The 6,113-nt window shown below is 57.1% G+C and carries 6 protein-coding genes; 3 read left to right on the top strand and 3 right to left on the bottom strand.

All coding sequences use genetic code 11. The features are described from left to right. Nucleotides 1-581: DUF2085 domain-containing protein (locus KJ653_00450; GenBank protein MBU0684311.1), on the top strand; the 581-nt coding region annotated here is incomplete at its 5' end. A 165-nt stretch (nucleotides 582-746) separates the two neighbouring features. Then, the gene (locus KJ653_00445; protein ID MBU0684310.1) at nucleotides 747-1,157 is read left to right on the top strand and encodes a hypothetical protein; all 411 of its coding nucleotides are present in this window, start codon (nucleotides 747-749) and stop codon (nucleotides 1,155-1,157) included. Nucleotides 1,158-1,212: 55 nt separating this feature from the next. On the opposite strand, the gene KJ653_00440 is transcribed toward KJ653_00445, so the two are convergent. From KJ653_00440 to KJ653_00430, 3 genes are all read right to left on the bottom strand, one after another. Beyond that, a complete protein-coding gene (locus KJ653_00440; GenBank protein MBU0684309.1) occupies nucleotides 1,213-2,136 on the bottom strand; it encodes a hypothetical protein in 924 nt (307 codons plus the stop codon). Beyond that, complete coding sequence (locus tag KJ653_00435) at nucleotides 2,133-3,452, bottom strand: hypothetical protein (protein ID MBU0684308.1); 1,320 nt, start codon at nucleotides 3,450-3,452, stop codon at nucleotides 2,133-2,135. Before KJ653_00435 ends, KJ653_00440 begins: the two co-directional genes overlap by 4 nt. Nucleotides 3,453-3,572: 120 nt before the next feature. Beyond that, entirely contained in the window at nucleotides 3,573-4,346 is a 774-nt protein-coding gene (locus KJ653_00430; protein ID MBU0684307.1) for a methyltransferase domain-containing protein, read from the bottom strand. Between the two features lie 139 nt (nucleotides 4,347-4,485). Between KJ653_00430 and KJ653_00425 the strand changes: the two genes are divergently transcribed. Next, nucleotides 4,486-5,733, top strand: a complete 1,248-nt coding sequence (locus tag KJ653_00425; protein MBU0684306.1) for a hypothetical protein — start codon at nucleotides 4,486-4,488, stop codon at nucleotides 5,731-5,733. Nucleotides 5,734-6,113: the final 380 nt, after the last annotated feature.

The following is a 6,113-nucleotide window of genomic DNA, read 5'->3' as shown; positions in this document are numbered from 1 at the left end:
TGCCGCTCTGCGCGCGGTGCATAGGGATACATTTCGGGTTCTTGTTGTCCACCGCATTTCTATGGACCGGCTCGAGGCGGTTCACCTCCGGAATCCCGTCTCCGAAGCATATGGGGATACTTGGCGTGGTGATGGCCTTCTTCCTGCTGGACTCTGCCCTTTCGTACGGCGGCATCAGCACATCTGACAACCTCCGTAGGACCCTCAGCGGCCTGTCCCTTGGCGTCACCTTCCCGTTCTTACTGATTCCTCTCCTCAATTCGACGGTCTTCCCTGGGAGGAATGCAACCCGGCTGTTCTCGAAAACCTCGGATTGGGCCTGGTTCGTCGGGCTGTACGGTTTTGCCGCCGTTGCGATACTCGTGTCCGCTAGATCCAAAACTCTGTTCTATGCGGTCTCTATTGTCGGGATCACAGGCATCTTCTTCTTCTTCGTTCTGGCAGTGTCGCTCATTTTCATGCTGGCCCTGGAGAACAGACCCTTTCCGAAGCGGTTCAAACTAGCCGGAGCCGCCGTCATTGCAGTGTCATTGCTCATGGTACTGGCCTTGCTCAACAGATGGTACTTCGGGACTACCTGAGCCGATATCGATAGTTTTTTGCCAAAAACCGCCTAAAGGGTGCCAAGATTAATATTCAGCTAATGTGATAATGCCTTTGGATGGGAACGACGCCAGCAGAGACTGGTTTCTTTTCTACTCCTCGGAGAGATTAGAATGTCGAGTGCATCGGGAACGAGAAATTGTGTGAAGTGCGGGCGGACCATCGCGTGGGATGCCAACGTGTGCCAGTTCTGTGGCTATGATTACAGAACGGCCAATGCTCCAGCGGCCCCCAAGGAGACCGTGAAGCCGGTCATAGGTGGGGTTCTGATAATACTGGGTGCGCTGGTCGAGCTCTACGTTGGTTATGTCCTGGCGTGGACCGGAGAGGCGTTCTCCGGCATCACCTTCGGTATGAGCGATTTCCTGACGGTGTGCGGGGCGATAGTCCTTCTTCTGGGCATCGTCGCCTTGCTTGGTGGAGTCCTCGCTATCATGCGCAAACACTATGGGCTCGCGGTCCTGGGCGGAGTCCTTGCCATACCCGGTGGCGTGATTCCGGGGCTTGTCGGCCTGATACTGGTCGCCATGTCCCATGACGAGTTCAAGAAATGAGCTCCTCGGGACGCACTGCGAACCACGAAAACCCCTTCCAGAGCTTTTCCTCTTCTCAGATTCTCTTCATCATGCCTAGCTCAGGCTCGTAGATCTCGCCCTTGTCAAGGAGGCTGGCTACGATCTCCTCCAGCCTGACCTTGTCGATCTTCTTGGACTTCGCGGTCTCGACGATCGTGTCCCACTTGGCCCCTTTGCCGCCAGTGGCCAGCGAATCGATGATCTTCAGGACGATGTCCTCCTCGTCAGCCCCCACGCCGACCTCGTGCATCTGCTCCTCGCCGACATCATCCCCCTTGGAAGGTGCCTTGGCCTTCTTGGGCGCTTGAGCCGGCCTCTTCGCCTCTGCGTGCCCTTTTCCCTCCGGCAGCACGGACCTGAGCGCTTCCCGGACGGTGTTCCTGAAGCGTTCAACATCGATGTCCTTGTAGTACTCGATCGCGCGGACGACGCCGTCCGCCAGATTCTCATGGTATCCCAGCTTCATCAGCTGGGCGATCGTGGGCTGGCCCATCTTGAGCCCGTCCTCTATCGCATCGGCTCTGAGGAGCGTGCTCTTGGCCGCTTCAAGGGTCCAATAGTCCCTCGTCTCGGCGTCCACCTCACGGATGCGCTCCGGCCTGATGCTCAGGTATTTCACGCCTTCCTCCGGCGTGTACGCCCTGCTCTTCCCGACGACCGCCGCGAATGCAGGAGGCGACATCTTGGACAGCGTCATCGCCGCCCCTGGCTGGTACTCGCCTGCTGAGATGTAGAATGTGCCCGTGGGGTCTGTTATCCGTGCCCTGAACCTCTGCTTCCCCTCCTCTCCCATGTCCTCGATGTCCGTGACCACACCGACCACGAACATCCGGTTCACCTTCGCCCCGAGCGGGGTGATCACATAGGACACAGGCTTCTCCCCCTCGCCTGTGTGCTCCAGCACTGATGAATTGAACTCCTCCGCGAACACCCTCCAGGCGACCTCGCGGACGTTCATTCCTGCCCCTCCAGCTCTACCAGGAGCTTCTCGGCCTCCTGCTTCACGTCCGGGGTGGTCAGTTCAGCCTCCTTCGCTATCATCGAGAGGCCGTATGTGTCGGCAGTGACCGCGCCGGTCACCGTGAGCACCTTGAGAGTCAGCTGTTCGTCCATCGCGTCCCTGACGATGTCGAAGTTCATCGTCTCCTTGGCCTTCCGCATGCCCTCGTCGAGCGTTGTGTCTGTGAGCTTCTCGGTGAGCTCACGGTTCATGACGACGCTCACCGCGCCGCTCCCGTCATCCAGGGTCGCCTTGATCCTAAGGTCGGGGTAGCCCTCGACTCTCCCATGGACCTTGCATGTGCCCTTCTGGAGCGCGCGCTTGCATTCAGGGCATCTCGTTATGAGGCCGGAGCCCTCCCGGACCTCTATGATCACTCCTCTGACGGTGGCGTCGACCGCTCCGCCCCTGGCAGCGATCTCCGATATCATCCTGACACCCGACCTCTGAAGCTCCTCGACCGTCGGGTATTTCTCTTTGATCATGGTGACATCCGCGCGGTCGTCGAAGCTGAGCTGCGGGATGCCCCTCCAGGCCTTGACGGTGCCCTTCGAGATCTTCACGACCTCTCCCTGCTTCAGCTTGAAATCTGACCATGCGGTGAACTGGACCTTGCCAGATTCATCTGCGAGTATCCCAGAGAAGATCTTCTTCATTTCACCCTGTACCGCGACCTCGCGCGGGTCGAGAGACAGAATCCTCCCCTTCACCTCGACATAGCCCATGGCCTCTCTGAGCTCAGCGATGTTGACCACCTTCGGCGGGCCTTGGGCCACCTGAATGTCCCCAATGGTGGCCGGGTCCTCCTTCTTGATCGAGACTCTGTTCCCGAAGTTGACCTGTACTCTACCCTGGTATTCCTTCGTGTAGGCCCCCTTGACGGATATCACATCGCCTTTCTGGAGCTCCACGCCTTCCGTGTCCCAGACAGTGTACGGGAGAGTGGTCGAATCGTCCCCGATGAATCCGTAGATGATGTTCTCCTTCTCGCCCTTGGCGGTGATCTCCTTCGAGTTGGAAGAGAGCACCTTGGCGATGAAATCCACGTTCGGCTCGCTCGGCCTGAGCTCCGCGAGCTTCCTCTGAAAACCTGTCGAGAATCCGCTGGTGTCCCCGCCGTACTTCTTCACGATGGTCCTCTTGGCCATCGGGATGCTGAGCCTGTAGACATCGACGTATTTCTGCAATTCTTCTGTTATCTGTTCCTCTGACAACTTATCCCCGAGCGCCCTGGCAATCTCTTCGATATGGGGCGCTAGCTTCTCTATTTCCACGATAAAGCCCCCCTTTGAGCAGCCGTTTTTCTGCTGTGCTGCTGTCTGGAAAACTCGCCTTCGGCATATAAAGTGATGTACTACGGTTAGACGAAAGTAGAGACGAAGCCCGAAGCCATCTCAGCGGCCAGCTGCGTAACTCCTCACGCGGTCCATGCTCCATTCGAGGAGGGAGATCCGTTCTATGCTGAAGACCTGGTCCACGCGGTCGTACTTCTCGTGCATGGCCTCCATGGCAATCTCGTGTATCTCATCAGGGACGGTCCATTGACTCGAGAATATCCTGTTCTCGTATCCGTCCAACAACTTCGGGACCTCCATTGTGTGCTCGTGCAAGTCGATGAGGCTCACCCTGTCCGCGGGCAGCAGGTCCGGCAGCTCCCTCTCCCTCATCCCGGGATGGTGTATCTCGAACCCGTTCTCCTCGCACACCCGTTCGTACAGCCGTCTGAACGCTTCCGCTGGCGACTCTTCTTTGTTGAATGCCACGGACAGGAACCTGTCGGTCGTGACGCGCCCGATCTCGCCTAGGGCACATCTCCAGGAAGATATCAGGTGCAGGACATGGATGCTGATCGCTACGCTGAAGACGGCGTCCCTGAACGGCAAAGCGCACAGGTCCCCTCTGAACAGGTTCTCGGTCCCCTTCCCTCTGGCTTTGTCAAGCATCCTGGGTGAGATGTCCACTCCGACGACGTCGTACCCCCTCTTCTGCAGAGGCTCCGCGAACCTGCCGGTCCCGACCCCGGCGTCCAGTGTGCGCGAGCCTTTGACCAGGACCTTCTCGAAGGCGTTCAGTATGTCGCCCATGACCGTGTCCGGGTAGAACCGAGTTTCGTCGAACTTGTCCGCCACCCTGTCGAACGAGTAACTCAAGCCGTTCTCACTCCGCATCCGCTTGATGCGCTCCCATCGATAATTCCTTTGCGCCGGCGCTGTCGTCGTTCAGAACTGAGGTACTCAGATCAGACTGGGAAAAGGTTATGGTCAGGCCTCACGATACCGGGGTCAGTAGTACTAGGGGGGAGCGAGGTTGAGATTCAACAAGACTGCGTGTGTGCTTAGCGTCATGATCGCGTTCGCCTTGGCCGTGCCCGTCGGCGTATTGGGCGGCCCGCCGGCATCCAAGGCCAGCTCCGAGAAGGAGTGGACCATACTGATCTTCTGGGCTTGTGACAACAACCTGGAGTTCACGACCGAGTTCTGCATGCAAGCCTGGGAGAAGGCGTTGACGTCCAATAAGAAAGTGAACATCGTCGTCTTCCTGGATATCCAGTCAGTCATGGGCACGTGGATCTATGAGATATCTGGCGGGACGAGGAAGGTTGTTGCCACGTGGCCCGAGATGAACTCGTCCGACCCTATGACACTCGAGAAGTTCACCCTGTGGGGCATGAAGAACTTCCCGGCCAAAAAGACGATGCTCCTGATATCTGACCATGGGTACGGCTGGCGCGGTATATGCCAGGATGAGACCAACGGCGACGTGCTGATGCCTATGCATGGCATCGCGGAAGCACTGAAGGACGTCAAGGCGATCAACAGAAAGGGTGTGGATCTAGTCGCATTCGACGCATGCAACATGGCCTCTCTCGAGGTGGCTTACGAGCTCAGGGACGCCGTCCCATACATGGTCGCCTCCGAGACAATGGAGCCATATGATGGCCTGCCGTACGAGATGTTCATAACGGATATGGTGACCACCCCGACGATATCCGCTGCCGATCTAGCGAAGAACATCGTCTACGAGTACGTTCTCTACTACAGCTCGAAGAGGGACTATGCCCACCAGATGACTTACTCGCAGGACTTCGCCACGATGGTCGCGCTGGACCTGTCCAAGATGGCGGCAGTTGGTGACGCGTTCAGCGACTTGACTGTTGTCTTGAATGCGGTCATGCCGGACCACATGAAGGAGGTAGAACGTGCAAGGGGATATTCCCTTGTCGGGACATGGGCGAACATGGCGGGATATGAGTGGATGCCAGACGTGTACACGTTCGTGGAAGGTCTTCGAGCGATCGAGGGACACCCGGAGCTGACGGCCGCAGTGGACGCCTTCGAGGGCGCTTTCAACGCTGCGGTCCTTGCCCAGGACAACAGCGCGAAGTACCATGACACCGTTCACGGGCTGAACTTCTGGTTCCCGCCGTCAATGGGGCAGTACAACATGAACGGGTGGATATGGGCCCGACAGTTCATCTACGACGGAGTGGGCCTCGACCTCGTGGCCGAATCGTCCTGGGTCGATTGCCTCATGACCTACTACTCGTCGAAGTGAAGTCCGACGATGCGGCATCCACAATGTCGCACCAATTTTCTCCATTTCTTTTCATTATCGTCGATCAATTAGAATGTTCTTCGAATGTTCTCCCGAGTCATGGCAAAGACTATCACGGATTGAACAACGGGTTTTGACAATCCACGATGTTCGACATTGTCCACATTCGACATGAATGGCATATAAAATATATACATAACAGCGCAATTACGTACCTCGGACAATCGGGGGAAGATTACAATGACGACCGAATTTGAGCTCTCAGTAAACGGCTCCAGCAAGGATCTTCTGGATTCGATTGCTGTGTTGGCTGACCAGGACATCAATCTCAATACCATCGCCACTGCCAAAGCAGATGGACACTACTTGATCAAGTTCAT

It is taken from the genome of Candidatus Thermoplasmatota archaeon (assembly GCA_018814355.1).
Classification (GTDB): domain Archaea; phylum Thermoplasmatota; class Thermoplasmata; order UBA10834; family UBA10834; genus COMBO-56-21.
The sequence above is the reverse complement of the archived record's forward strand: the minus strand, read 5'-3'. Positions and strand labels throughout refer to the sequence as shown.

What these genes read in the sequence shown, in the direction of transcription:
- KJ653_00440 (MBU0684309.1), bottom strand. Translation starts at nt 2,136, where the DNA reads ATGAACGTCCGCGAGGTCGCCTGGAGGGTGTTCGCGGAGGAGTTCAAT.
- KJ653_00430 (MBU0684307.1), bottom strand. Translation starts at nt 4,346, where the DNA reads ATGCGGAGTGAGAACGGCTTGAGTTACTCGTTCGACAGGGTGGCGGAC.